This is a genomic window from Rhabdaerophilum sp. SD176 (genome assembly GCF_030143245.1).
Lineage (GTDB): Bacteria > Pseudomonadota > Alphaproteobacteria > Rhizobiales > Beijerinckiaceae > Rhabdaerophilum.
Genome location: NZ_JARJNS010000002.1, coordinates 123,078 through 146,748, shown reverse-complemented (window position 1 = coordinate 146,748; position 23,671 = coordinate 123,078). Strand labels below are relative to the sequence as shown.

Below are 23,671 nucleotides of genomic sequence, written 5' to 3'. Positions count from 1 at the left end.
CTAGAAGGAAAGATCGTGCGCAGCGGCGAATTCACCGAGTTCGGCCCGGAGATTCCGCGCGCGATCAGGCGAATCGAGGCGTTCCTGGACGAAACGCTCGACGGCACCGAGATCAACGGCCCGGACGAGTGCCTTGATCGGCCCGACATTCGACGGTGACATCGAAAAGGAGCGGAAGCCAAGGCCCAGCAGGGCCAGGGCTTCGAGCGGCTTGCCCGCCATCTCGCCGCAAATGCTCGCCTTCTTGCCTGACCGCCGGGCCGCTTCGGCAACCCGGCGCAGGGGGCGCAGGAAGGAGGGGTGGAGCGCGTCGAACCGGCTGGCGACCAGCGCATTCTCGCGATCCACCGCGAACATGAACTGCATCAGGTCATTCGTGCCGACCGATACGAAATCCACCCGCTCGAAAAGCTGGTCGAGATCAAAGAGCAGCGAGGGCACTTCCAGCATCACGCCGAGCTGGACCTGCCTGGGCTGGCTGCGGTTGAGGCGGCGGAGGCGCTCGCGCTCGCGCGCAAGCATCGCCTGCGCCATGTCGAATTCCTCGAGCGTCGCCACCATTGGCAGCATGATGCGGAGCTCGCGGTCCTGCGCAGCGCCGAGCAACGCACGGAATTGCGTGCGCAGCAGCGCCGGCCGGTCGAGCCCGATCCGGACGGCCCGCCAACCAAGCGCCGGATTCTCCTCGTCGACCTTGCGCAGATAGGGCAGCACCTTGTCGCCGCCGATATCCAGCGTGCGGAAGGTAACCGGCCTTTTGCCGGCAATGTCGATGATCGTCCGGTAGAGCGCTTCCTGGGCCTGTGCCCGCGGCAGCGAGGGCGCCACCATGAAAAGGATCTCGGTCCGGAACAGGCCGACACCGACCGCGCCGGTATCATCGAGATTCGGCAGGTCGACCAGCAGGCCGGCATTCATCTGCAGGTCGATCGGCTGCCCGTCCTTCGAGACAGCCGGCTTGTCGCGCAGGGCGCGGTACTGCTCCTGACGGCGGGCACGAAGCCGCGCCTTCTCGGCATAGGCCGCCTCGATATCCGGCTGCGGCCGAACCTGGATCTCGCCGGTTGTGCCGTCGATGATGACGGCATCGCCCGGCTCAACCAGCCCGATGATCCCCTCCGCCTTGCCGACAGTGGGAATGCCGAGCGCCCGGGCAACGATGGCGACATGGCTGGTCGCGCCGCCCTCCTCGAGGATCAGGCCGCGCAGGCGCAGCCGCTGGTACTCCAGCAGCGCGGCCGGGCCCATGGCACGGGCGACGAGGATGGCGTTTTCCGGCAGGTTCTCCGCCGCCAGCGTGAAGGCGGCACCGGTAAGCTGGTGCAGAAGGCGGTTGGCGAGATCGTCGAGATCATGCAGGCGCTCGCGCAGGTAAGGGTCGGTCTGGCGCAGCAGCCGCGCCCGGACATCCGATTGCACCCGCTCGACTGCCGCCTCGGCGGTCAGCCCGGTATGGATGGCCTCCTGCAGCCGCCGTATCCAGCCGCGATCCTGCGCGAACATGCGGAAGGTCTCCAGCACGTCGCGATGCTCGCCGGCATGGCTGAGCCCGCCAGAATCCATCAGGTCGTCAATGGAGGCGCGGAGCAGTTCAAGCGCGTTATGCAGACGCTTGAGTTCGTGGTCGGGATCATCGGCAACGAGATTCTTGATCTCGACGCGCGGCTCATGCAGCACGACATGGCCGAGCCCGACACCTTCCGCGATCGGCTGCGCCATCAGCGCCAGAGACCGCCGGACCACCGTACCGCCGCTGCCCGGCCGGGCGAGCGCCTCGAGCTCGCCGCCGGCAATCATCTCCGCCACGACCATCGCCGTGGTCTGCAGCGCCTCGATTTCCTCCTCGGAATAGACCCGGGCCGCACGGTTCTGCACGACCAGGACGCCGAGCGCGTTGCCGCCCCGGAGAATCGGCACGCCGAGGAAGGACGCGTAGATTTCCTCGCCCGTCTCCGGCTTGTAGGAGAAGGCCGGGTGGCTCTGGGCATCGGACAGGGCGAGTGGCTGCGCCTCGCGCGCGATCAGGCCGACAAGGCCCTCGTCCAGCCGCATCGTGGTGAGATGGACCGCTTCCCGGTTGAGGCCTTCGGTGGCATAAAGCTCGAGCGTATTGTCAGCGCGCGCGACATAGACCGAGCAGACCTCGGCCACCATGTTGTTGGCGATCAGGACAACGATGCGGTCGAGCCGGGCCTGGGCATTCGCCGGCTCGCTCATCACCTCGCGCAGGCGCCGGAGCAGCACGCGGGGACCGACGAGCGCGCCTCGCATCAACCGTTATCCTTATGCTCGAGCCTGACGGGGAAACCCGGAATCCGAACCATTCCCTTTCCCTGCTACAATGCCGCAGGGCCAGAGCGCAAGTCATGCATTTTCTGCGTGGGAAAAGCCACAAAAGCCGGCCTTCCCGCCTCGGTCAGGCCGCGTCGAGCCCGTAAAGGGAGTGAAGCGTCCGCACGGCCAGCTCCGTATAGGCCACGTCGATCAGCACCGAGAACTTGATCTCGCTGGTGGTGATCGCGCGGATATTGATACCGCGCTCGGCCAGCGCCTTGAAGGCCTTGGCGGCAACGCCGGCATGGCTGCGCATGCCGACACCGATCGCCGAGATCTTCGCGACTTCCTGCGCGCTCTGGACCAGCTTGTACCCGATCTCGTCCTTGCGCTTCTCGATCACATCCATCGCCCGGGCATAATCAGCCGAGGGCACGGTGAAGGTGATGTCGGTCGTCGCGCCGTCGGCGGAGACATTCTGGACGATCATGTCGACCACGATCGAGGCCGCGGCCAGCGGCTCGAACACCGCAGCGGCCACGCCCGGCTTGTCCGCGACCTCGCGCAGCGTGATCTGCGCTTCATCCTTCGAATAGGCGATACCCGTGACGACAGGCTGTTCCATGATGTCTTCCTCGGCGCAGATCAGGGTGCCCGGCATCGGCTGGGCGGGATTGTCGAAGCTCGACCGGACGAAGGTCCGGACATTATGCACCATCGCCAGCTCGACCGAGCGAACCTGCAGGACCTTCGCCCCAAGCGAGGCCATTTCCAGCATTTCCTCGAAGGCCACGCGGTCCAGCCGGCGGGCCTTGCTCACGATGCGCGGATCGGTCGTGTAGACGCCATCCACATCGGTGTAGATGTCGCAGCGCTCGGCCTGCAGGGCAGCGGCCAGCGCGACGGCGCTGGTATCGGAACCGCCACGGCCGAGCGTCGTCAGGCGGCCCGATGGCGCATGGATGCCCTGGAACCCGGCCACCACGGCAACCTCGCGGTCGCGGGCGAAGGATTCAAGCATCCGCGTCCCGTCAATGGCCTTGATCCGGGCCGAACCATGGGCATCATCGGTCTCGAACGGCACCTGCCAGCCCTGCCAGGACCGGGCCTTGATGCCGATCGCCTGCAGCGCGATGGCGAGAAGCCCCGTCGTCACCTGTTCGCCACTGGCGACCACCGCGTCATATTCGCGCGGATCATGCAGCGGCGCCGCTTCCTTGCACCAGCCGACGAGTTCGTTCGTCTTGCCCGACATGGCGGAAACCACGACGGCGACGTCATAGCCGGCCTCGATTTCCCGCTTCACATGCTGGGCCACGTTCTTGATGCGCTCGACATTGGCAACGGACGTGCCGCCAAACTTCATGACGAGCCGGGGACGGGATGAGGACACGGGACACTCGCCTTCGGGATCTTGCGGGGGTGATGACAACCCCCGAGGGTGGAAATTCCGGACCGCGCGCGTATAGAAGGGGGCGGCAGATCGGTCAATCAGGCCTTTCGCCAGACGGAGTTTCCCATGCCCCACCCCGCCGCTTCTGTCGATGCCGGAAATCTCGATCCCGCCGAGATCGGCCGCTTCAACGCGCTGGCCGAGACCTGGTGGGATCCGAACGGGCCGATGAAACCCCTGCACCGGCTGAACCCCACCCGGCTGACCTTCCTGCGCCGGGTGCTCTCGACGCATTTCGGCCGCAACCCGCGCGCCCTTGACGCCTTTTCCGGCCTCCGCCTGCTCGATCTGGGCTGCGGTGCCGGGCTGGTCTCGGAGCCGATGGCGCGGATGGGTTTCACGGTAACCGGCCTTGACCTCGCCGAGGATAATATCCGCGTCGCCCGCCAGCATGCCGAAGCCGGCGGCCTCACCATCGATTACCGCGCCCTGCCGGTCGAAGCGCTCGAACCCGAAGCGCCGTTCGACGCGATCACGATGCTCGAGGTGGTGGAGCATGTGCCGGATGTCCAGGCTTTCGTCGAGGCGGCAGCGCGGCACCTCCGGCCGGGCGGCATCCTCATCGCCTCGACACTCAACCGCACGATGAAATCCTGGGGCCTCGCCATTGTCGGCGCCGAATATGTCCTGCGCTGGCTGCCGCGCGGCACGCATGACTGGAAGCGCTTCGTGACGCCGGACGAACTCGACACGCATTTCGTTGCGGCCGGCCTGGCGCCGACCACCCGCAGCGGCATGGTGTTCCAGCCGCTCACCGGGGCCTGGCAGCTCTCGGAGGATTGCGACGTGAACTATCTCGCAGTAGCGGTGAAACCCGGCGCCTGATCCCTTGGCGGCCCGGGTCTAGTTCCGGTCATCCGGCAGGACAGGGATCGGCATCACCTCGATGCCTTCCTCGTGCAGGGCCGTGGCCTCCTGCACCGAAGTGGTGCCATAGATCGCGCGTTCCTCGGTCTCGCCATAATGGATCTTGCGCGCTTCCTCGGCGAAACGCGGGCCGACATGCTCGGCATTCGCCTCGATCTGCTCGCGCAAGGCGCGAAGCATCTGCCGGATCTCGGCATCGGGCGCCGCCGGCATGACCATGGGCTGGCCAGCCTCTTCCTTCCGGGTCGCGACAGCCGGCGCCATGATCTGCTTGGTAATGCGCGAGGACTGGCAGGTCGGGCAATTGACCTGCCCGCGCTTCACCTGACGGTCGAAGCTCTCGCTGTCGCGGAACCAGCTCTCGAAAGCATGGCCCGCATCGCAGATGAGGGCATAGCGGATCATTCAGCCGCCTGTTCCGCAAGGAACCCCTGCCGCGAGACCGTGATGGCACGCGCATGGCGAAGCGCCGGGATCCGGCTCCGCGCCTCGCGCACGCGCTCGAGATCGATCTCTGCCAGGAAGATGCCCGGTGCATCGCCGCCTTCCGCCAGAACACGGCCCCAGGGATCGACAATGATCGAATGGCCATAGCTCTCGCGGCCATCCTCATGGCGGCCACCCTGCGCCGCCGAGATCATGTAGGAACCGGTCTCGATCGCCCGCGCGCGCTGGAGCACCTGCCAATGCGCCTCGCCCGTCTGGCGGGTGAAGCAGGCCGGCGCGGTCAGGATATCGGCGCCCTCCTTGGCAAGCGCATGGAACAGGGCCGGGAAGCGGAGATCATAGCAGATTCCCATGCCAAGCACCGCGCCCGCCGCCGGCGCGATCACCGCGCAATCGCCGGCCTGGTAGGTCGCGCTCTCGCGCCAGCTCTCGCCGTTCGGCAGGTCGACATCGAACAGGTGCATCTTGCCGTAACGCGCGGTGATCTCGCCCTCGGCATCGACCACGAAACCGCGATTCGCCAGCCGGTCACCGGATTTCACCGCGATCGAGCCGAGATGGAACGTAACCTTGAAGCGCCGCGCGAAATCACGCACCGCCGCCAGCATCGGATCCTCCTCCTCAAGGCAGACGGCCTCGAACAGCCGCGTGCGGTCACGTTCGAGGATATTCGACATTTCCGGCGATTGCAGGAACCGCGCACCCTGTGCGGCGGCATCGCTGGCGAGGCCGATGAGATCATCGATGTTCCGGGCGACATTGCGCCCGGTGCGCATCTGCAGGACGGCGGCGAGGATGCGGCTCATCCGTTGGCTCCCTTTCCGGCAAGCAGCGGATCGAGCCCGCCGCGTGAATCCAGTGCATGGAGATCATCGCAACCCCCGACATGGAACCCGTCGATGAAGATCTGTGGCACAGTTGACCGGCCATCCGCCTTCTGCGCCATGGCCCGCTGGCCCGCCGGATCGCGCGTGAGATCGATCTCCCGGAACGTCACGCCCTTCTGCCGCAGCAGGGCCTTGGCGGCATCGCAATACGGGCAATAGGACTTCGAATAGACAACGATTTCAGCCATCTCATTCCTCAGGGCAGCACCTCGCTGCCGGTGACAAGCGAAAAGGTCAGCACATCAATGCGCCGGGCGCCGGCCTTTCGCAAGATATGGGCACAGGCATTGAGCGTTGCACCCGTCGTCCGCACATCGTCGATCACAACCACGCGATGGCCGGCAAAGCGCTGCGCCCCGTCCGGGCCGATGGCGAAGGCGCCGCTGACATTGCCCTGCCTTTCGGTCCGCCGCAGGCCGACCTGCGGCGCAGTGGCGCGTCGGCGGAGCAGCGCATCATCGATAACCGGGAGCCCTGTCAGCCGCCCGATCTCCCGCGCCAGCAAAGCCGCCTGGTTGTAGCGCCGGCGCCAGAGCCGCCCGCGATGCAGCGGCACCGGCACCAGAACGGTGGCATCGGCGAGGATCGACCGGCCTGCAGAGACCATCAGACGCGCCATCAGCGGCGCAAGGTCAAGCCGCTCGCCGTATTTGAGCCGCGAGACGAGCTGTCGCGCGGCACCGCTATGACGCAGGGCAGCGCGACCGCGATCGAAGGCCGGCGGATCGGCCATGGCGGCGGGCGAGAGCATCTCCGCCCCGAAATTCACCGCAAAGGGCGTGCCAAGCCGCTGGCAAACCGGCTCGTGGATGAAGGCCATCATGCCCCAGCATGCCGCGCAGAGGCCGCCGGGATCCGCCGTTGCCGTCTGGCAGAGGACGCATTGCGGTGGGAGCAGGAAATCGGCGACGGAGCGGGCACCGCGATGGACAGCGCCCTGCAAAAAGGAAAGCAACCGCATCATCTCTATGCTATCGCGCCGTCAGCCGACGCCGGAAAAGGATCAGAACATGGCCACGAGCGTTCCCGAACTCTTCGATCCCGTCAAGGCCGGCCTGGCTCTTGCCCGGGCGCGGAGCCTCGGCGCCGAGACCTTCCTGCTTGAACGCAGCGCCGGAGATCTGGTCGACAGACTGGCCCCTGTCCTGCGGGAATTCGACAGCGGGCTTGATCTCGGCACGCCCGGCGGGTTTCTCGCAGGATGGCTTGCCCGCGAGGGCCGTGCGCGCAATCTCGCCACTGCCAGTCCGGAGGCGCTGCTCGACGACGGCGAAGTGCCCGGCGACCTGCCGCTGGTCGTCTCCGCCCATGCTTTCCACCGCGTGAATGACCTGCCGGGCCTGCTCGCCCGCATCCGTGCCCTGCTGAAGCCGGACGGGCTGCTGGTCGCGACCTTTCCAGGCGGCGACACGCTGCACGAACTGCGCGAATGCCTGATCGCGGCGGAGAGCGAGATCCGCGGCGCGGCAGGCCTGCGTGTCTTCCCGATGGTCGATGTGCGCAGCGCCGGCCAGTTGCTCCAGCGCGCCGGATTCGCGCTGCCGGTTGCCGATCTCGACCGGGTCACCCTGCGCTATGCCACGATGTTCGATCTCGTGCGGGACCTGCGCGCCATGGGTGCCACGGCCCTGCCGCTTCTCCGCCCCGGCCAGCCGCCGCTGACACGGGCCATTCTTCTCAGGGCAGCGGCGCTCTATGCCGAACGCTTTACCGATCCGGACGGGCGCCTGCGCGCCACGTTCGACTTCATCTGGATTTCGGGTTGGACGCCGCATGAAAGCCAGCAGAAACCGGCACGGCGCGGCAGCGGCAGCATGCGGCTCGAGGAAGCGCTGGAGCGGATCCGGGCGCAGGACGCGCCGGAATAAGCTATTTGACCGCGTTCTTGATCACGGTTCCGGCATTGGTCCACGATGCCATGAAGCCTTCATAGAAGCTGGGCCAGGCCGCAAGCAGGGCACCGGCGAGCAGCACCGCGATCAGGCTGTATTCGATGGCTGTCGCGCCCTGTCGATCCTCGACAAACCGCCTCACGAGCGCCTTCATTCCATCCTCCGGCCAGTCCAGCCCTTTCCCGGGCTCAAAGCAGGTCAATGAGCGAGGGGATGAGGGGCTCGTCCGCCGGCGGCATCGGGAATTCCCGAAGCCGGTTGGGCGGCACCCAGCGGATCGCCTGATGCTCAACCGCCTGCGGGAGTCCTTCCCACCGGCGGCAGACATACAATGGCATCAGCAAGTGAAAGTCCGGGTAAGCATATGACGCAAAGTTGAGCGGCGCGAGACACGGCTCCTTAACCGTGATCGCCAGTTCCTCATGCAGCTCGCGGATCAGCGTCTCTTCCGGGCGCTCGCCGGGTTCAACCTTGCCCCCTGGAAATTCCCAGAGCCCGCCAAGGCTTTTGCCGGCCGGCCGCTGGGCGATGAGCACGCGCCGGTCGGCATCGACCAGCGCGGCTGCAACCACGAGAACCAGCTTCAAGAGCGGTAATCCCCGTTGATCTCGACATAGGCCTTAGTCAGATCACAGGTATAGACAGTGGCCTTGCCCCGGCCGAGACCGATCTCGACCCGCACGCGGATATGGTCACCCTGCATGTAGGCGGAAACCGCCGCCTCGTCATAACCGGGATCCCGTGCGCCGAGATGGGCCACACGATGCGGCCCGAAATGGATCGAGAGCAGGTCCCGCTCGGCGGGCTCGCCGGCCTTGCCGACCGCCATGACGATCCGGCCCCAGTTCGCATCCTCGCCGGCCACCGCCGTCTTCACCAGCGGCGAATTGGCGATGGACATCGCGATCCGCTTGGCGGAACGGCTGCTCGTCGCGCCTTCGACCGTCACCTCGATCAGCTTGCGCGCGCCTTCGCCATCGCGGGCGACCTGCACCGCGAGGTCGAGCAGGAGCGCGTTGAGTGCCCGGCGGAAGGCACCCAGACGGGCATCGCCCGGTGCTGTCACCGCCTTCTGGCCCCGTTTCGCCGCCTGGCCTGTGGCGAAAAGCATCAACGTGTCCGAGGTCGACATGTCGCTGTCCACCGTCACCGCGTTGAAGCTGCCGCGCACGCCCTTTGCCAGGCATTCCTGCAGCGCCCCGGCATCGATCGCCGCATCGGTAAAGACGAAGGAGAGCATCGTCGCCATGTCGGGCGCGATCATGCCGGCCCCCTTGGCGATGCCGGAAATTGTCACCTCGACGCCATCGATCTTCGCCTTGCGCGTCGCCACCTTCGGGAAGGTATCGGTGGTCATGATGGCGCGGGCCGCCTCGAGCCAGGCATCGCCCTTCACGCGGGTGGCGCATTCGGCGAGCACGCCGTTGAACTTGGTCGCGTCGAGCGGCTCGCCGATCACCCCGGTCGAGGCAATGGCGATCTCGCCCGGCGTGCAGCCCACGGCCTTCGCGCCGATTTCCGCTGTCAGCTTCACGGCATCGCGGCCCTTGAGGCCCGTGAAGGCATTGGCATTGCCCGAATTGACGATCACCGCCCGGGCCTTGCCGCCCGGCAGGATCTGGCGGCACCAGTCGACCGCCGCCGACGGGCATTTCGACCGGGTGAACACCCCGGCCATGGTGCTGCCCGGGGCCAGCACGGCCAGCAGCACATCCGTCCGCCCCTTGTAGCGGATGCCGGCTTCGGCGGTGGCGAAGGCCACGCCGTCAATCGCTGGCATTTTCGGGGTTTTCTTCGGGGCGAGAGGCGATACGGGAACGTTCTTGCCGGCCATCGGAATTGCCTCAGTTCTTCTTCTGCTCGCCGGGCTTGGCTTCCGCCGGAGCATCCAGCTTCTCGATCTTGGCCGCCTGCCGGAGTTTGGCGAGATATTCCTGCTGCGCGCGCGCCGCGAGCGACTGGGCGACCCTGTCCTTGATCTGGTCGAAGGCCGGCAGCGGGCGCTGGCGGCGCTCCTCGACCTTGATGACATGCCAGCCGAACTGGCTCTTGACCGGGACGGAAAGCTCGCCCGGCTTCATCGCGAAGGCGGCATTGGCGAATTCCGGCACCATGCGGTCCTGCGTAAAGAAGCCGAGATCGCCGCCTTCGGCACCCGAGCCGGGATCCTTCGAAGCTTCCTTGGCAACCTTGGCAAAATCCTCGCCGCCCTTGAGCCGTTCGACGATCTTCTTCGCATCATCCTCGTTCTCGACCAGGATATGACGGGCGCGCACCTCGTCGACGGGTTTGATCTGCGCAACCTGCTCGTCATAGAATTTCTTCACGGCGGCATCGCTGGTCGCGGTGCTCGCCTCGCGCAGGAGCAATTGCTGCATCAGCACGCGTTGCTGGACATAGGCCATGCGACGCTTGAACTCGTCGGTCTGGTCGATCTTGTCGGCCTTGGCCTTCTGCGCGACGATCTTCATCTCGATCAGGAATTCGAGCGTCAGGTTGCGCAGGCCATCCGGCGTCAGGTTGGGATATTCCGAGCCAACATCGTCCATCGCCGTGGTGACGTCCAGTTCGGTGATCGGCTCGCCGTTGACGCGGGCGAGAACCTTGCCGGCAGGGGCCTGGGCCATCGTCACCGGGCCGGAAAGGCCGATGGCCAGGGCGAGCGAAAGAAGGAGCGTCTTGGACATGAGGATCTCCGGGTTGATCCGGCTGGCGGCGCGGCCGGGTGCGTAAAGTTCCGTTATCGCAAAGCGCCCGCATTGGCGAGCCCCCGCGGGGCCCTGCCCGGCGCGTCTTCCGGTCACGGATTGGTGTTCCGGGGCACGTTCCGGAAAGGCTGAACATTGACAATGGCCTGTGCCGATCCTTATCTCCGGCGATCATCCGATCTGATTTCAGGTCATTCCGGGCCGGCTCGTCTCTGTTGCGAACTGCCCGATCCGCCATCCGGCGAGAACAAGGAAGACGGTGCATGTTCGGCGCGCTCGCCAAGACGCTGTTTGGATCGGCCAATGACCGACGTCTGAAAGCCTATCGCCCCAAGGTGGCCGCCATCAACGCGATGGAAGCCGAACTGGCAAAGCTGTCGGATGACGAGCTCCGCGGTCGCACGGAAGCGTTCCGGGCCGAGCTTGCCGCCGGCGGCAAGACGCTGGAGGACCTGCTCGTCCCTGCCTTCGCCACGGTGCGCGAGGCGGCCAAGCGCGTGCTTGGCCAGCGCCATTTCGATGTCCAGCTCATCGGCGGCATGGTGCTGCATGACGGCGACATCGCCGAGATGAAGACCGGCGAAGGCAAGACGCTGGTCGCCACGCTGCCGGTCTATCTCAACGCGCTCAGCAGCAAGGGCGTCCATGTCGTGACGGTGAACGACTACCTCGCCCGCCGCGACGCGGAATGGATGGGGCAGATCTACCGCTTCCTCGGCATGTCCGTCGGCGTCATCGTCCACGGGCTCGACGACGAGCAGCGCAAGGCCGCCTATGCCTGCGACATCACCTACGGCACGAACAACGAGTTCGGCTTCGACTATCTGCGCGACAATATGAAATATGACTTTGCGCAGATGTGCCAGCGCGGGCACGTCTTCGGCATCGTCGACGAGGTTGACTCGATCCTGATCGACGAGGCCCGCACGCCGCTGATCATTTCCGGCCCCACCGAGGACCGCTCGGAACTCTACAACGCGATCGACGCGCTGATCCCCCGCCTCGTGAAGGAGGATTTCGAAGTCGATGAAAAGGCCCGGACAGTTCACCTGACCGAGGTTGGCAACGAGCATATCGAGCAGCTTCTCGCCGAGGCCGGCATCCTCAAGGAAGGCACGCTCTACGACGCGGCCAATTCCAGCCTGGTGCACCACGTCAATTGCGCGCTGCGCGCCCATACGCTCTTCACGCGGGACAAGGATTACATCGTCCGCTTCAACCCCGAGACGCGGATCAACGAAGTCGTCATCATCGACGAGTTCACCGGGCGCATGATGCCGGGCCGCCGTTACTCCGAGGGCCTGCACCAGGCCCTCGAGGCGAAGGAACATGTGCCGATCCAGCCCGAGAACGTCACGCTCGCCTCGATCACCTTCCAGAACTACTTCCGCCTTTATGCCAAGCTTGCGGGCATGACCGGCACCGCCGGCACCGAGGCGGAGGAATTCCAGCAGATCTACGGGCTGGAAGTCGTCGAGATCCCGACAAACGTGCCGGTGGCGCGCCTCGATCAGGATGACGAGGTCTATCGTTCCGCCCGCGAGAAGGATCTCGCCATCGTTGCCGAGATCGAACGGGCCAAGGCGCGGCGTCAGCCTGTCCTGGTCGGCACGACCTCGATCGAGAAATCCGAAGCACTCGGCATCCTGCTCCAGGAACATGGCTTCAAGCAGATCGACCTTGCCGATCCGAATGCCTTCAAGCCGCTGCTGGATGGCGACCAGGGCGGCAAGGAAGAAAAGCTCTTTGCCGTGCTCAACGCCCGCTACCACGAGCAGGAAGCCTTCATCGTGGCACAGGCCGGCATTCCCGGCGCCGTGACGATCGCGACAAACATGGCCGGCCGCGGCACCGACATCCAGCTCGGTGGCAACCTGAAGATGCGGATCGAGCGCGAGCTCGACGGCGTCGAGGGTGACGAGCGCGAAGCGGCCATCGCCCGGATCCGCGACGAGATCGCCCGCAACCGCGAGGTGGTGCTCAATTCCGGCGAGCTGATCGAACTGGAACCCGCCAAGGGCTCCAAGCCGGCCAAGACCTTCCAGACCCCCGGCGGCCTCTATGTCATCGCCGCCGAACGCCATGAGAGCCGGCGCATCGACAACCAGCTCCGCGGCCGTTCGGGCCGCCAGGGCGATCCGGGCCGCACCAAGTTCTTCCTCAGCCTCGAAGATGACCTGATGCGCATCTTCGGCTCCGAGCGCATGGACAGCGTGCTCCAGAAACTGGGCCTCAAGGAAGGCGAGGCCATCGCCCATCCCTGGGTCAACAAGGCGCTGGAAACCGCGCAGAAGAAGGTCGAGGCGCGCAACTTCGACACCCGGAAGAACATCCTCAAATACGATGACGTGATGAACGACCAGCGCAAGGTCGTGTTCGAGCAGCGTCGCGAGCTGATGGCCAAGGAAGACCTGACCGAAACCATCACCGAGATGCGCCATGGCGTGATCGAGGATCTGGTCAGCCGCCACATTCCCGAGGGGGCGTATCCGGAAGCGTGGAGCGTCGATGCGCTCAAGCAGGATGTCGGCCGTTTCCTCGCGCTCGACCTGCCGGTCGACGAATGGGCCCGCGAGGAAGGCATCGCCGACGAGGAAGTGCGTGAGCGCCTGATCAAGGCGGCGGACGAGGCCTATGCTGCCCGCGTCGAGCAGAACACGCCGGACGTGATGCGCTATGTCGAGAAGCAGATCGTCCTGCAGATGCTCGACCATCTCTGGCGCGAGCATCTCGTCACGCTCGATCACCTGCGCCAGGTCATCGGCTGGCGCGGCTATGCCCAGCGCGACCCGCTGAACGAGTTCAAGTCGGAAGCCTTCGAGCTGTACGACAAGCTGCTCGAGACGCTGAGCGAGAATGTGACGGCGCAGCTCATGCGCGTCGAGGTGGTTTTCGAGGCCCCGCCCGCGCCTGAACTGCCCGAGATGCATGCCCGGCACCTCGATCCGACCACCGGCGAGAACATGTTCGAGCAGGCGGCCCTCTCGCTCGGCTTGAGTGCTGACGAACCGGCCGCCGACCGCGACCCGAAGGACCCCTCGACCTGGGGCAAGGTTGGCCGAAACGAGGCCTGCCCCTGCGGCTCGGGCAAGAAATACAAGCATTGCCACGGTCGCTTCGCATGACCGGCGGCAAGCGGCCCGGATCCATGTCCGTCATCAGGCGGCTCAAGGATATCCGCAACGCGGCCCAGATTTTCCGATGGGTGATGGCGGGTATGCCCAACCCGCCGGCGCCGGCCGTGAAGCGTCGGCTGATCCATCGCTATCTCGAGGGCTACGGTTTCGGAACCTTCATCGAGACCGGCACATTCAAGGGCGATACCCTCGCCTCCGTGGCGGCGACCGGCATCCGGTCGATCTCGGTGGAATTGTCGCCGGAATACTTCGACCGGGCCAACCAGCGTTTCGCCGGGCGGAACAATGTCGAGCTGCACCAGGGCGATGCGGCGGATGTCCTCCCGCGGATTGTCGCCCTGCTGAAAGAGCCGGCCCTGTTCTGGCTCGACGGCCATTATTCCGCTGGCGAGACCGCGCATGGAGCCCAGGCCTCGCCGATCAGCACGGAAATCCGCTGCATCCTCGATTCGCCCGTCGACGGGCATGTGGTGCTGATCGACGATGCCAGCGATTTCACCGGTGAGGGCGGCTACCCCGAACTCGGCCAATTCCTGACGACGATCACGCGGCATGGCCGGTTCCGGCCCATCGTGACCGCGAATATCATCATCCTCGAACCCGAAGCCTGATGCGCCGGACCGCGCAAACGGAAAAGCCCCTCATGGGGGCTTTGTGCTGTCGCGACGGACAGGGTGTGGTTCAGCGGCGCGGCGGCGCCTTCGGCGGCAGCGGCGCGGTCACCGCTTGCGGCGCATCCTCGCCGGTTCCGGCCACACTGGCGGTCAGGTTGCCGAGCGAGCCGATCCAGCGCTGGTAAAAGGCCGGCTCCTGCTTCCTTGACGGCTCGGACGACACCAACGCGGTTGCGGTCGAGCGTGGTGGCGCGACAACTCCCGTGGAGGGTGCAGCCGGCGCTGTGGCAACAGCGCGGGCATTGGCGGCCGGGGCCTGCGGCGCTGCCGGCGTCGCGAGCACGCCACTTTCCTGCAGGCGAACCTGCGAGGCCTTGGCGAGCAGCGCCTGCCGGCTCAGGCCGCGGGCCTGCTCGGCCGGCACGTCGACGGGGCCATGATCGAGCGCGTCCGGCTGCGAGACCGCTGCCACGCGGGAGGTTCCCGACGGCACCGGTGTCGCGAGGCGACTTCCCTCGCTGCCACCGACCTGTGCATGGATCGTGTGCTTGAACGAGGGATGCTGGTCGCCATCCTGGTAGATGCGCTTCACGGCCTTGGTGCCTGCGCTGACAAGCGAAGCCACCTGCTGCTCGTCACCGCGCGCCTTGGCATTCACGGCCGCCACCAGAGCCTCGTCCTGCTGGACGGGCGGGCAGGCTGCCTGCGCATCGAACCGGGCGCCATCCTTCGGCTGTGCGTTGAACATATAGCGCCGGCCGCAGACGGAAACCTGCGGCTCGCGCTTCGTCACGTCGAAATGGTCGGCCCCTTCCTTCAGGTTCTTCCAGAAGGGCATATGCTCGTCAGCCCGATAGCGGGCGAGGTTCTGCGGCGTGAACCGGAACGGGAAGCTCTGCAGCTGGACGGATTTCTGGCCGCCGCCGAACGCCTCGCGCGTCAGGGCGTAGATGTCGGCGATCTGCTCGTCCGTCATCGAGAAGCACCCGCGCGACGAACAGGCGCCATGCACCATGATCAGGCTGCCGGTGCGGCCATAGGCGCGGTCATAGGTGTTGGGATAACCCACGTTGAACGAGAGGTAGAAGGCCGAGTTCGGGTTCAGCTGCTGCGGTGTGATGGCATAAAAGCCTTCCGGCACCTGACGGTCGCCTTCGGTCTTCTTGGGACCGAGCTGGCCGGACCAACGGCACATCGGGAAGGTCTTCAGCAGCTTGTATTCCCCCGAGGCATCCTGTTTCCAGACCTCGAGTTCGCTTTCCTTCTTGTAGGCGCGCATCAGGATCGGCGAGCGGGCATTCATGCCCTTCTCCGACATCAGCGCTTCCATCTGGGGCGAGATCGGCACGTAATGGCGGGAATTCGACGGCAGGCGACCATTCTCGTCGCAGGCGGCCAGACCGAGCAGGGCAGCCAAGGCCAACCCATAGCGTGCGCCCTTGCCCGCGACCGGCGACATCCAGGAACCCGACAGACCCAACACGGCATAACCTCACGACAGATTCCGGCCCGTCGAGCCTTTCGGCCCACAGCCCGGCGGAATTAAGGCAATCAGTCTAGACGATTGCCCGGAAGCACTGCATCAAAACCTCGTTATAGGATCAAGGCTTCGTTAACTGCGGTTATCCGAGACGCCGTCCGATGGCGAGAAACTTCTCTGCACGGGCCTCGCGCAGGGCATCGGGGCTCATTCCCGCCATGTCCTGCATCGCACGGGCCACGGCCTCGCCGGCAGCATGGATGGCATCCTGCGGTGCGCGATGGGCGCCGCCTACCGGCTCCGAAATGATCACATCGATCACGTTCATGCGCAGCAGATCCTGCGCGGTGATCTTCATCGTCGTCGCCGCTTCCTGCGCCCGCTGCGAATCACGCCACAGGATCGACGCCGCCGCTTCCGGCGAGATCACGCTGTAGATCGCATGTTCAAGCATCAGCACGCGGTTCGACGTGGCGATGGCGATCGCCCCGCCAGAACCGCCTTCGCCGAGAATGACGGCGACATTCGGCACGCCCAGCGCCAGGCAGGCATCGGTCGAGCGGGCAATCGCCTCGGCCTGGCCCCGTTCCTCGGCGCCGATTCCGGGATAGGCGCCCGCCGTATCGACCAGCGAAATGACAGGAAGGCCGAACCGGTCGGCCAGTTCCATCACGCGCTGCGCCTTGCGATAGCCCTCGGGCCGGGCCATGCCGAAATTGTGTTTCAGCCGGCTTTCGGTGTTCGAGCCCTTTTCCTGCCCGATCACCGCGACAGGCTCTCCCCGGAAGCGGGCGAACCCGGCCACGACGGCGGCATCCTCGCCGAACACGCGGTCGCCGGCGATGGCTGTGAATTCCGTGAAGAGGGATTCGATATAGTCGAGGCAATGCGGCCGTTCGGGGTGGCGCGCGACCTGCGTCTTCTGCCACGGCGTCAGGTTCGCATAGAGGTCACGCAGGGCGGATTCCGCCTTGGCCTCGAGGCGCGTCACATCCTCGCCGATGGCGGTGGCGCCGTCCCGGGCCGCGAGGGCCCGCAATTCGGCAATCTTGCTCTCAAGCTCGGCAACCGGCTTCTCGAAATCCAGATAGGCGCGCATGAACCTTCAACTTGTTTCGGAACTGACAGGCTGCCGGCATGTCCGGGCCGCGGAAAGACGGCCAGACCGGTGCTTGGAATCCCCCGAAAAGGCGCCGCAACCTGACGATTGAGGCGCTTGGCGTCAAGCCCCCCCGCCCTTCGGGCTGTTATTCCGGCCTGTCGTTCAGCGGATGGAGATCCCGCACCATCGCGCGGGCCCTCTCATCCAGCACATGGGTATAGATCTGCGTTGTCGCAATATCGGCATGGCCGAGAAGTTGCTGGACGATGCGCAGATCGGCCCCGTTCTGCAGGAGATGCGTGGCAAAAGCATGCCGGAGCACATGCGGCGAGAGCAGGTCAGCGCGGATGCCGGCGGTACCGGCAAGCCGTTTCAGCTCGCGCGCGAAGACCTGGCGGGGTACGTGCCCAAGTTCGCTCGCAGCCGGGAACAGGAACCGCGAGGCCGCCCCCGGCTTCATCGCCGCCCGGTACTGGCTGACCGCCTCGCGTGCCGCCCCGGTGATCAGGACCAGCCGCTCCTTGTTGCCCTTTCCGCGGACGATCAGCCCCTCGCGGTCCGGCCTGATGCTCTGGGCCGGCAGCGCCACGAGTTCCGACACCCGGAGTCCGGTGGCGTAGAGCAGTTCGATCATCGCCTGCAGGCGAAGCGCCGCCAGCCGGGCATGGGCGGAGAGGCCCGGCTTTCCAGCCTCTGACCGCGCCTGGTCCAGCAGCCGGGTAACGTCATCGATGCTGATCACCTTGGGCAGGGAGGAACCGCGTTTCGGCCCTTCCAGCGTCACGGTCGGATCATCCGGCCGCATCGCCTCGGTATAGAGAAAACCATGGAACTGCCGGATCGAAGAGAGCCGCCGCGCCAGAGTGGCCGGCTTGAAGCCCTCTGCCGCCAGATCCTGGAGATAGGCGCGGATCCGGGCAACGGCCACCGTTTCGGCCGTCTCGGGCACGATGGCCTCGAGATAATGGGCGAGATCGCGCCGATAGGCGTCGAGCGTGTTCTTCGCCGCTCCACGCTCCGCCGCGAGCATCGCCAGGAAGCTCCGCAGCGCCCGCTCGCTCATGACGCTCTCCTGCTCATGGCGCGACGCGCGGCCGGGGTGGATCAACCGGCACCGAGATCTCGCGCTGCTCGGGCTCGACCAGCGTGGCCAGCGCATGAAGCGCGCCATAGGCGAGGCCGACGAGGAGACCGGCCACGATCAGGATCCGGAGCAGGAACAGCATCGATGCACACTCGCGGGCATGAAAATGCGGCAGACACCACCGACAACATCCTTCTGCTTAACGCTTCGTGCCAATTCGCGGTAGAAATTTCTCGCGGTTTTTGCATTAGGTGGCGCGCGACAGGAACCACGCATGACCGAAGCGACTGCCCCGGCCCAAGAATCTGCCCCGGCCCAGGAATCTGCCCCGGCCCAGGAATCCGCCCCGGCCCAGGAATCTGCCCCGGCCCAGGAATCTGCCCCGGCCCAGGAATCTGCCCCGGCCCAGGAATCCCCGCCGCTGATGCTGGCTCCGGCCGTGCGCGAGGCGCTGGCGGGCCGGCATGTCGTGCTGGTCGGCCTGATGGGTGCCGGCAAGACCTCTGTCGGGCGGCGCCTTGCACAGCGGCTGGGTTTGCCCTTCATCGATTCCGACCATGCGATCGAGGAATCGGCCCGGATGACCATTCCCGAAATCTTTGCGCAGCTCGGCGAGTCTGAATTCCGGTCCGGCGAGCGGAAGGTGATCGCCCGCCTGTTAAGCGAGCCGCAGCAGGTCATCGCCACCGGCGGCGGCGCCTTCATGGATGCCGAGACCCGGGCTCGCATCCGCGAGAAGGCCGTCTCGGTCTGGCTCAGGGCGGATCTCGCGATTCTGATGCGCCGGGTTCAGAAGCGCCAGAACCGCCCGCTGCTCCAGACCGCCGACCCGGTGGCGACGATGCAGGCGCTGATTGACAAGCGCTACCCGGTTTATGCCGAGGCGGATCTCAGTGTAACCAGCATGGAAATCCCGCACGACCAGATGGTCCAGTCCGTGCTGGAAGCGATGCAGGCCTTCCTTGCCGGCCCGGCCCCGGCCTCTTCCGAAAGCGCTTCCCCATGACCGACACCCCGCATCGGAAAGTCCGAGTCGACCTCGCCGGCCGCAGCTATGACATCCTCATCGGCCGGCATCTTCTGGCTGAGGCGGGCTCTGCCATTACGGGCGCCACCCGGGCCCGGGCCTGCCTGATCCTGACGGACGGGAATGTCGCAGGCTTCCACCTCGCCCCCTTGCGCGAAGGCCTCGCGGCTGCGGGACTCGGTGTGGCAGAGCTGGTTCTCCCGGCCGGCGAGAAGACGAAGAGCTGGCCGTGGCTGGAAAAAACCGTCGAGGCCATCCTCTCGGCCCGGCTCGAACGGGGCGACGCGGTGGTCGCGCTCGGCGGCGGCGTGATCGGCGATCTCGCCGGTTTCGCGGCCGCCATTGCCCGGCGGGGCATGCATTTCGTGCAGGTCCCGACCTCGCTGCTTGCGCAGGTCGATTCGAGCGTCGGCGGCAAGACGGGTATCAATTCGGCGCAGGGCAAGAATCTCGTTGGCGCCTTCCACCAGCCGCGCCTTGTGCTGGCCGATACGGCCCTGCTCGACACGCTGCCGCTGCGCGAATTGCGCGCCGGCTATGCCGAGGTGGTGAAATACGGGCTGATCGACCGCCCCGATTTCTACAAATGGCTGGAAGCCGGCGCCTGGCGCGGCATCTTTTCCGGTGGCCCGGAGCGCGAGGAGGCCGTGGCGGTCTCCTGTGGCGCCAAGGCCGCAATCGTCGCGCGGGATGAAACCGAAACGGGCGACCGGGCCCTGCTCAATCTCGGCCATACGTTCGGGCATGCCCTGGAAGGGCTCGTCCGGTACGATGCCACCCGGCTCGTCCACGGCGAGGCCGTCGCGCTCGGCATGGCGATGGCGCATCGCTATTCTGCCCGGGCCGGCCTTTGCCCGGCGGATCTGCCGGAACGGGTCGAGCGCCATCTCGTCGAGATCGGCCTGCCGACGCGCCTGAGCCAGATCGACGGGCCCTGGACGCCGGACGGCATGCTGGGGATGATGGCGCAGGACAAGAAGGTCAGCCGCGGCACGCTGACCTTCATCCTCACGCACGGCCTCGGCCAGAGCTTCATCGCCCGCGATGTCTCCGCTGCGGCGATCCGGGACTTCCTCGTGGAGGAATGCGGCTAGGAGGCCGTCTCCGGCGCCTGTGCAGGCGCTGCAGCAACCGGGTTTTGCTGCGCCATGAACTGCGCCCGCGCAAGTTCGGCGAAGCGCCCGTTCGCCGCAACCAGCGTCTCGAAATTGCCGCTCTCGACAATCCGGCCCTTGTCGAGCACGAGGATATGGTCGGCATTGCGGATCGTCGCAAGCCGATGCGCGATCACGAAGGTGGTGCGGTCCTTCATCACCGCCTCGAGCGCCTTCTGGAGCTTCTGCTCTGTGGCCGCATCCAGCGCGGAGGTCGCCTCGTCGAGAATCAGGACCGGCGGGTTCTTGAGCAAGGCTCGCGCGATCGACAGACGCTGGCGTTCGCCGCCGGACAGCGAACGGCCGCGCTCTCCGACCACGGTGTCGAGCCCTTCGGATTGCCGGCCGATGAATTCGAGCGCCTGCGCCCGTTCGAGCGCATCCATCATCTCCGCCTCGGTCGCATCCGCGCGCCCGACCTCGAGATTTTCCCGGATGGTGCGCGCGAAAAGCATCGGCTCCTGAAACACGACAGCGATGTTCCGACGGAGGGATTGCAGCGTGAAATCACGGATATCCTGCCCGTCGATCAGGATGCGGCCGGATTGCGGGTCAAACGCGCGGTGCAGGAGCCCCAGCGTCGTCGACTTGCCCGAACCGGTCGCCCCGACAAGCGCGATCGTCTTGCCCTGCGCCGCCGTGAAGGACAGGTCGGCAATGGCCGGGCGCTTGCCGTCATAGGAAAAGGAGACCTGGTCGAACACGACCTCGCCCTTCAGCGTGCCGGCTTCGACCGCATTGGGCCGGTCCTGAACCTGCGGTGTTGTGTCGAGCACCTCAAAAAAGTCGCGCAGTTTCGGCGCCTGCATGAAGAGCTGGTTCACGAAGCCCACGGCCGCCTCGAGTTTGCCGATCAGCAGGGTGGCATAGCCCATGAAAGTCACGATATCGCCGATCGTCGCGAGATCGCGGATATGCAGCCACGTGCCCAGCAGGAAGATCGCCGTCACTGTGAGGGTGGACGCGGCACGCGTCGCCACGGAGGCGAGCGCCCACCATGAGAGAACGGGGATCTGGGCCGAAAGCAGCCGGTCGATCACGAAGCGCAGCGCGTTCAGCTCGGCCTGGATCCGTGTGAAGCTCTGGATGACCGGGATATTGCCGATCGCGTCCGACGTATGCTCGGCCAATTCCGAATGGAACCCCTCGACCTTCTCCTGCAGCGTGGCGGCGCGGTTGATCACCAGCCCCATCAGGAAGGCGAAGATCACCACCAGAGCAACGAGCAGAAGGCCAAGGCGCCAGTTGATGAGCAAGGTCAGTGGCAGCAGCACAAGCAGCGAGACAAGCGCGGCGCAATGGTCGCGCATGAAGCCCAGCCAGAGCCAGAACATGCCATCGGCGCCATTGAGCATCACTTTCAGGGTGCGGCCGGAATGCGTGGCCGAATGGAAGGAGAGCGGCAGCGTCAGCACATGCTCGAAATAGGTGGCCATCACGCCGAGGCGGCGCCGGTGCGACATCCGGTCGGCATGCAAGGCCACGGTGACCCCGCCGACAATCGAGACCAGCCCGAAAGCGAGCCACAGGCCGATCAGCGGCAGAAGCGATTCGAGCGTCGGCTTGCTGCCCTGCGCCTGCGAACCGGTCAGCAGGTTGATGATCTGCCCGAACAGGTAGGGCTCCGCGAACATCGCGGTCGCGAGCGCCAGATTCGCCATGACGAGCCATAGCCCCAGCCGCAGTTCCGGGCCGAGTTGCATCAGAACACGGAAATACAGGCGCAGCAGCGACATGAAACCCTCGGGGCGAAACTGGGCCGGGCTTATGCGGCCGGTGACATGAACAGGAACTGAGCGGCAGCCTTCTTAAGCTTAACTCTTCCTTTAGCTGCAAGGCCTAACGTGGCGCTCAGGGACCGCAGAATGCGGCGCACAATCTGTGCGACCGGGGACAGGATCACATGGATATCTCTACCATCGTTGGCACCGTGCTGGGCATCGCAGTGGTCGTCGTCCTGATGCTGATGGACGGGCATCTGAGCATCTACGTTTCGGAGCATGCCGCGATCGTCATCTTCGGCGGAGCTATCGCCTCCACCATGATCCGCTTCCCCTTCTCCTCCATGATCCACGGCCTGCCGATGGGCATGCGCTACGTCCTCCAGATGCGCGCCCTCGATCCCCGGGCGCTGATCGAGGAGATCACCAAGATCGCCGAGGTGATGCGGAAGTCCGGTCCGATGGCACTGGAAACGCTGAAGGTGGATGACCCCTTCCTCGCCCAGGGCATCCGTTATGTGGTGGACGGCTATGACGCCGAATTCATCCAGAACACGATGAACAAGGACCGGGACACCTTCCTCGCGCATCTCGACGAGGGGCAGAAGATCTACCGCGCCATCGGCGATTGCGCCCCGGCCTGGGGCATGGTGGGCACCCTGCTCGGGATGGTCGGCATGTTCGCCAACATGGAAGACCCGGCCAAGCTTGGTCCGTTCATGGCCACGGCTCTGCTGGCAACGCTTTACGGGGCGCTTGTCGCCAACCTGTTCTGCCTGCCGATCGCCGACAAGCTGCATGTCAAGCTCGAGGAAGAAGACATTTCGCGCTCGCTGATCATCGACGGGGTCATGCAGATCCGCCAGGCGAAGAGCCCGGGCATCATCCGCGAGATGCTGCTTTCCTATCTGCCGGATCACCACAAGGCGCATTTTGTCGATGCGGAAGCCGCCGCCTGATCGCGGACCAGCGTAACGGAGTTCGAGCATGGCACGCAAACGGGGAGCGGCGCATGGCGGCGGGGGTGGCCACGGCTGGTTTGTGACCTTCGCCGACCTGATGGGTCTGCTGGTCGCCTTCTTCGTCATGCTGGTCGCCTTCTCGACGCCCAACCAGAAGAAGCAGCAGATCGTCGCCGGCTCCATGCGCGAATCCTTCGGCATGCAGAAGCATACCCGCACCACCGGCATCATCGAGACGGATGGCGTGCCCGTTCGCTCAACGATCAAATACACCCGGAAGGTCTCGACCGACTTCGCCGCCGACCAGACCTCGCCCTACGCGAATTCCCAGCGCGACACGGTCGCCAACGGCACCTTCCTCGCCGATCGCGGCTTCACCACCGCCGCCGTCTCGCTTCGCCAGGCCCTGCAGGAAATGCCGGAAATCGCCGAGATTTCCCGCAATGTGGTGATCGAGGAAACCGACGAGGGCCTCGATATCCAGATCGTCGACCAGGATGGACGCTCCATGTTCCCGGAAGCCTCCGCGCTTCCCTATGAGCGGACCCGGAAGATCATCGCCGCCGTTGCGCCGACACTCCGGCGCCTGCCGAACCGGATCCGGGTGACCGGCCATATCTCGTCTGGCCGCAATGCCAGCAAGCAGCGCGGGGCCGGCTGGAAACTCTCGGCCGAGCGGGCCATCTCCGTGCGGGACATCCTCGCCAATAACGGTGTGCCGGATGACCGGTTCGAATCCGTGGTGGGCCGGGGCGATACCCAGCCCGTCTTCCCGGACGATCCGAGCCTCGCGCCGAACCGCCGGATCTCGATCATGCTGGTGCATGAGGCGCCGCCGCTTCCGCCCAAGAAATGACCGGCG

23 protein-coding genes are annotated in these 23,671 nt (G+C 65.7%); 8 read left to right on the top strand and 15 right to left on the bottom strand.

Features of this window, described 5'->3' with window-relative positions; genetic code table 11:
• The gene (gene ptsP / locus P0652_RS04390; RefSeq protein WP_284177554.1) at positions 1-2,271 is read right to left on the bottom strand and encodes a phosphoenolpyruvate--protein phosphotransferase; all 2,271 of its coding nucleotides are present in this window, start codon (positions 2,269-2,271) and stop codon (positions 1-3) included.
• A 145-nt stretch (positions 2,272-2,416) separates the two neighbouring features.
• Complete coding sequence (locus P0652_RS04385) at positions 2,417-3,640, bottom strand: aspartate kinase (RefSeq protein ID WP_284178007.1); 1,224 nt, start codon at positions 3,638-3,640, stop codon at positions 2,417-2,419.
• A gap of 153 nt (positions 3,641-3,793) precedes the next feature.
• Between P0652_RS04385 and ubiG the strand changes: the two genes are divergently transcribed.
• Positions 3,794-4,552: a bifunctional 2-polyprenyl-6-hydroxyphenol methylase/3-demethylubiquinol 3-O-methyltransferase UbiG gene (gene ubiG, locus P0652_RS04380; RefSeq protein WP_284177553.1), complete on the top strand. Its 759-nt coding sequence runs from the start codon at positions 3,794-3,796 to the stop codon at positions 4,550-4,552.
• 18 nt (positions 4,553-4,570) lie between these two features.
• Here the strand turns inward: ubiG and P0652_RS04375 are convergent, their stop codons facing one another.
• From P0652_RS04375 to P0652_RS04360, 4 genes are read right to left on the bottom strand one after another with little or no spacing between them, the layout of a single operon-like run.
• Positions 4,571-4,999: a DUF1178 family protein gene (locus tag P0652_RS04375; protein WP_284177552.1), complete on the bottom strand. Its 429-nt coding sequence runs from the start codon at positions 4,997-4,999 to the stop codon at positions 4,571-4,573.
• A complete protein-coding gene (locus P0652_RS04370; protein ID WP_284177551.1) occupies positions 4,996-5,847 on the bottom strand; it encodes a carbon-nitrogen hydrolase family protein in 852 nt (283 codons plus the stop codon). Before P0652_RS04370 ends, P0652_RS04375 begins: the two co-directional genes overlap by 4 nt.
• A complete protein-coding gene (grxC, locus tag P0652_RS04365; protein ID WP_284177550.1) occupies positions 5,844-6,116 on the bottom strand; it encodes a glutaredoxin 3 in 273 nt (90 codons plus the stop codon). Before grxC ends, P0652_RS04370 begins: the two co-directional genes overlap by 4 nt.
• Before the next feature lie 8 nt (positions 6,117-6,124).
• Positions 6,125-6,889: a ComF family protein gene (locus P0652_RS04360; protein ID WP_502947473.1), complete on the bottom strand. Its 765-nt coding sequence runs from the start codon at positions 6,887-6,889 to the stop codon at positions 6,125-6,127.
• Positions 6,890-6,938: 49 nt separating this feature from the next.
• Here P0652_RS04360 and P0652_RS04355 point away from each other — a divergent pair, with 49 nt between their 5' ends.
• Positions 6,939-7,796 carry a methyltransferase domain-containing protein gene (locus tag P0652_RS04355; RefSeq protein ID WP_284177548.1) on the top strand — a complete coding sequence of 286 codons (858 nt, stop codon included), beginning with the start codon at positions 6,939-6,941 and terminating at the stop codon, positions 7,794-7,796.
• Position 7,797: 1 nt separating this feature from the next.
• Here P0652_RS04355 and P0652_RS04350 read toward each other — a convergent pair whose 3' ends face one another.
• Genes P0652_RS04350 through P0652_RS04335 form a run of 4 tightly spaced genes read right to left on the bottom strand, consistent with a single transcriptional unit; the run spans position 7,798 to position 10,507 of the window.
• Positions 7,798-7,974 carry a Flp family type IVb pilin gene (locus tag P0652_RS04350; RefSeq protein ID WP_284177547.1) on the bottom strand — a complete coding sequence of 59 codons (177 nt, stop codon included), beginning with the start codon at positions 7,972-7,974 and terminating at the stop codon, positions 7,798-7,800.
• 34 nt (positions 7,975-8,008) lie between these two features.
• Positions 8,009-8,407 carry a (deoxy)nucleoside triphosphate pyrophosphohydrolase gene (locus P0652_RS04345; RefSeq protein WP_284177546.1) on the bottom strand — a complete coding sequence of 133 codons (399 nt, stop codon included), beginning with the start codon at positions 8,405-8,407 and terminating at the stop codon, positions 8,009-8,011.
• Positions 8,404-9,654: a bifunctional glutamate N-acetyltransferase/amino-acid acetyltransferase ArgJ gene (gene argJ / locus P0652_RS04340; protein ID WP_284177545.1), complete on the bottom strand. Its 1,251-nt coding sequence runs from the start codon at positions 9,652-9,654 to the stop codon at positions 8,404-8,406. Before argJ ends, P0652_RS04345 begins: the two co-directional genes overlap by 4 nt.
• A 10-nt stretch (positions 9,655-9,664) precedes the next feature.
• Positions 9,665-10,507 (bottom strand): peptidylprolyl isomerase, encoded by an 843-nt coding sequence (locus P0652_RS04335; RefSeq protein WP_284177544.1) that lies wholly within the window; start codon positions 10,505-10,507, stop codon positions 9,665-9,667.
• A 284-nt stretch (positions 10,508-10,791) separates the two neighbouring features.
• On the opposite strand from P0652_RS04335, the gene secA reads away from it, so the two are divergent.
• Both secA and P0652_RS04325 read left to right on the top strand, forming a co-directional pair.
• Entirely contained in the window at positions 10,792-13,653 is a 2,862-nt protein-coding gene (secA, locus tag P0652_RS04330; RefSeq protein ID WP_284177543.1) for a preprotein translocase subunit SecA, read from the top strand.
• 23 nt (positions 13,654-13,676) lie between these two features.
• On the top strand, positions 13,677-14,276 hold the full coding sequence (locus P0652_RS04325; RefSeq protein WP_284177542.1) for an O-methyltransferase: 600 nt from the start codon (positions 13,677-13,679) through the stop codon (positions 14,274-14,276).
• A 70-nt stretch (positions 14,277-14,346) separates the two neighbouring features.
• Here P0652_RS04325 and P0652_RS04320 read toward each other — a convergent pair whose 3' ends face one another.
• The 4 genes from P0652_RS04320 to P0652_RS04305 form a co-directional block, all read right to left on the bottom strand.
• Entirely contained in the window at positions 14,347-15,738 is a 1,392-nt protein-coding gene (locus tag P0652_RS04320; RefSeq protein WP_284177541.1) for a L,D-transpeptidase family protein, read from the bottom strand.
• 163 nt (positions 15,739-15,901) lie between these two features.
• On the bottom strand, positions 15,902-16,858 hold the full coding sequence (locus tag P0652_RS04315) for an acetyl-CoA carboxylase carboxyltransferase subunit alpha (RefSeq protein WP_284177540.1): 957 nt from the start codon (positions 16,856-16,858) through the stop codon (positions 15,902-15,904).
• Between the two features lie 148 nt (positions 16,859-17,006).
• Positions 17,007-17,924, bottom strand: coding sequence for a site-specific tyrosine recombinase XerD (locus P0652_RS04310; protein WP_284177539.1), 918 nt, complete (start codon positions 17,922-17,924; stop codon positions 17,007-17,009).
• A gap of 13 nt (positions 17,925-17,937) precedes the next feature.
• Positions 17,938-18,087 (bottom strand): hypothetical protein, encoded by a 150-nt coding sequence (locus P0652_RS04305; RefSeq protein ID WP_284177538.1) that lies wholly within the window; start codon positions 18,085-18,087, stop codon positions 17,938-17,940.
• A 132-nt stretch (positions 18,088-18,219) separates the two neighbouring features.
• Here P0652_RS04305 and P0652_RS04300 point away from each other — a divergent pair, with 132 nt between their 5' ends.
• The gene (locus tag P0652_RS04300; protein WP_284177537.1) at positions 18,220-18,951 is read left to right on the top strand and encodes a shikimate kinase; all 732 of its coding nucleotides are present in this window, start codon (positions 18,220-18,222) and stop codon (positions 18,949-18,951) included.
• Positions 18,948-20,066 (top strand): 3-dehydroquinate synthase, encoded by a 1,119-nt coding sequence (gene aroB / locus P0652_RS04295; protein ID WP_284177536.1) that lies wholly within the window; start codon positions 18,948-18,950, stop codon positions 20,064-20,066. Before P0652_RS04300 ends, aroB begins: the two co-directional genes overlap by 4 nt.
• Here the strand turns inward: aroB and P0652_RS04290 are convergent.
• A complete protein-coding gene (locus tag P0652_RS04290) occupies positions 20,063-21,862 on the bottom strand; it encodes a glucan ABC transporter ATP-binding protein/ permease (RefSeq protein WP_284177535.1) in 1,800 nt (599 codons plus the stop codon). The two genes, aroB and P0652_RS04290, sit on opposite strands and share 4 nt — an antisense overlap.
• 167 nt (positions 21,863-22,029) lie before the next feature.
• Here P0652_RS04290 and P0652_RS04285 point away from each other — a divergent pair, with 167 nt between their 5' ends.
• Positions 22,030-22,806 carry a motility protein A gene (locus P0652_RS04285; protein ID WP_284177534.1) on the top strand — a complete coding sequence of 259 codons (777 nt, stop codon included), beginning with the start codon at positions 22,030-22,032 and terminating at the stop codon, positions 22,804-22,806.
• Positions 22,807-22,834: 28 nt separating this feature from the next.
• On the top strand, positions 22,835-23,665 hold the full coding sequence (locus P0652_RS04280) for an OmpA/MotB family protein (protein WP_284177533.1): 831 nt from the start codon (positions 22,835-22,837) through the stop codon (positions 23,663-23,665).
• The last annotated feature ends 6 nt before the right edge of the window (positions 23,666-23,671 follow it).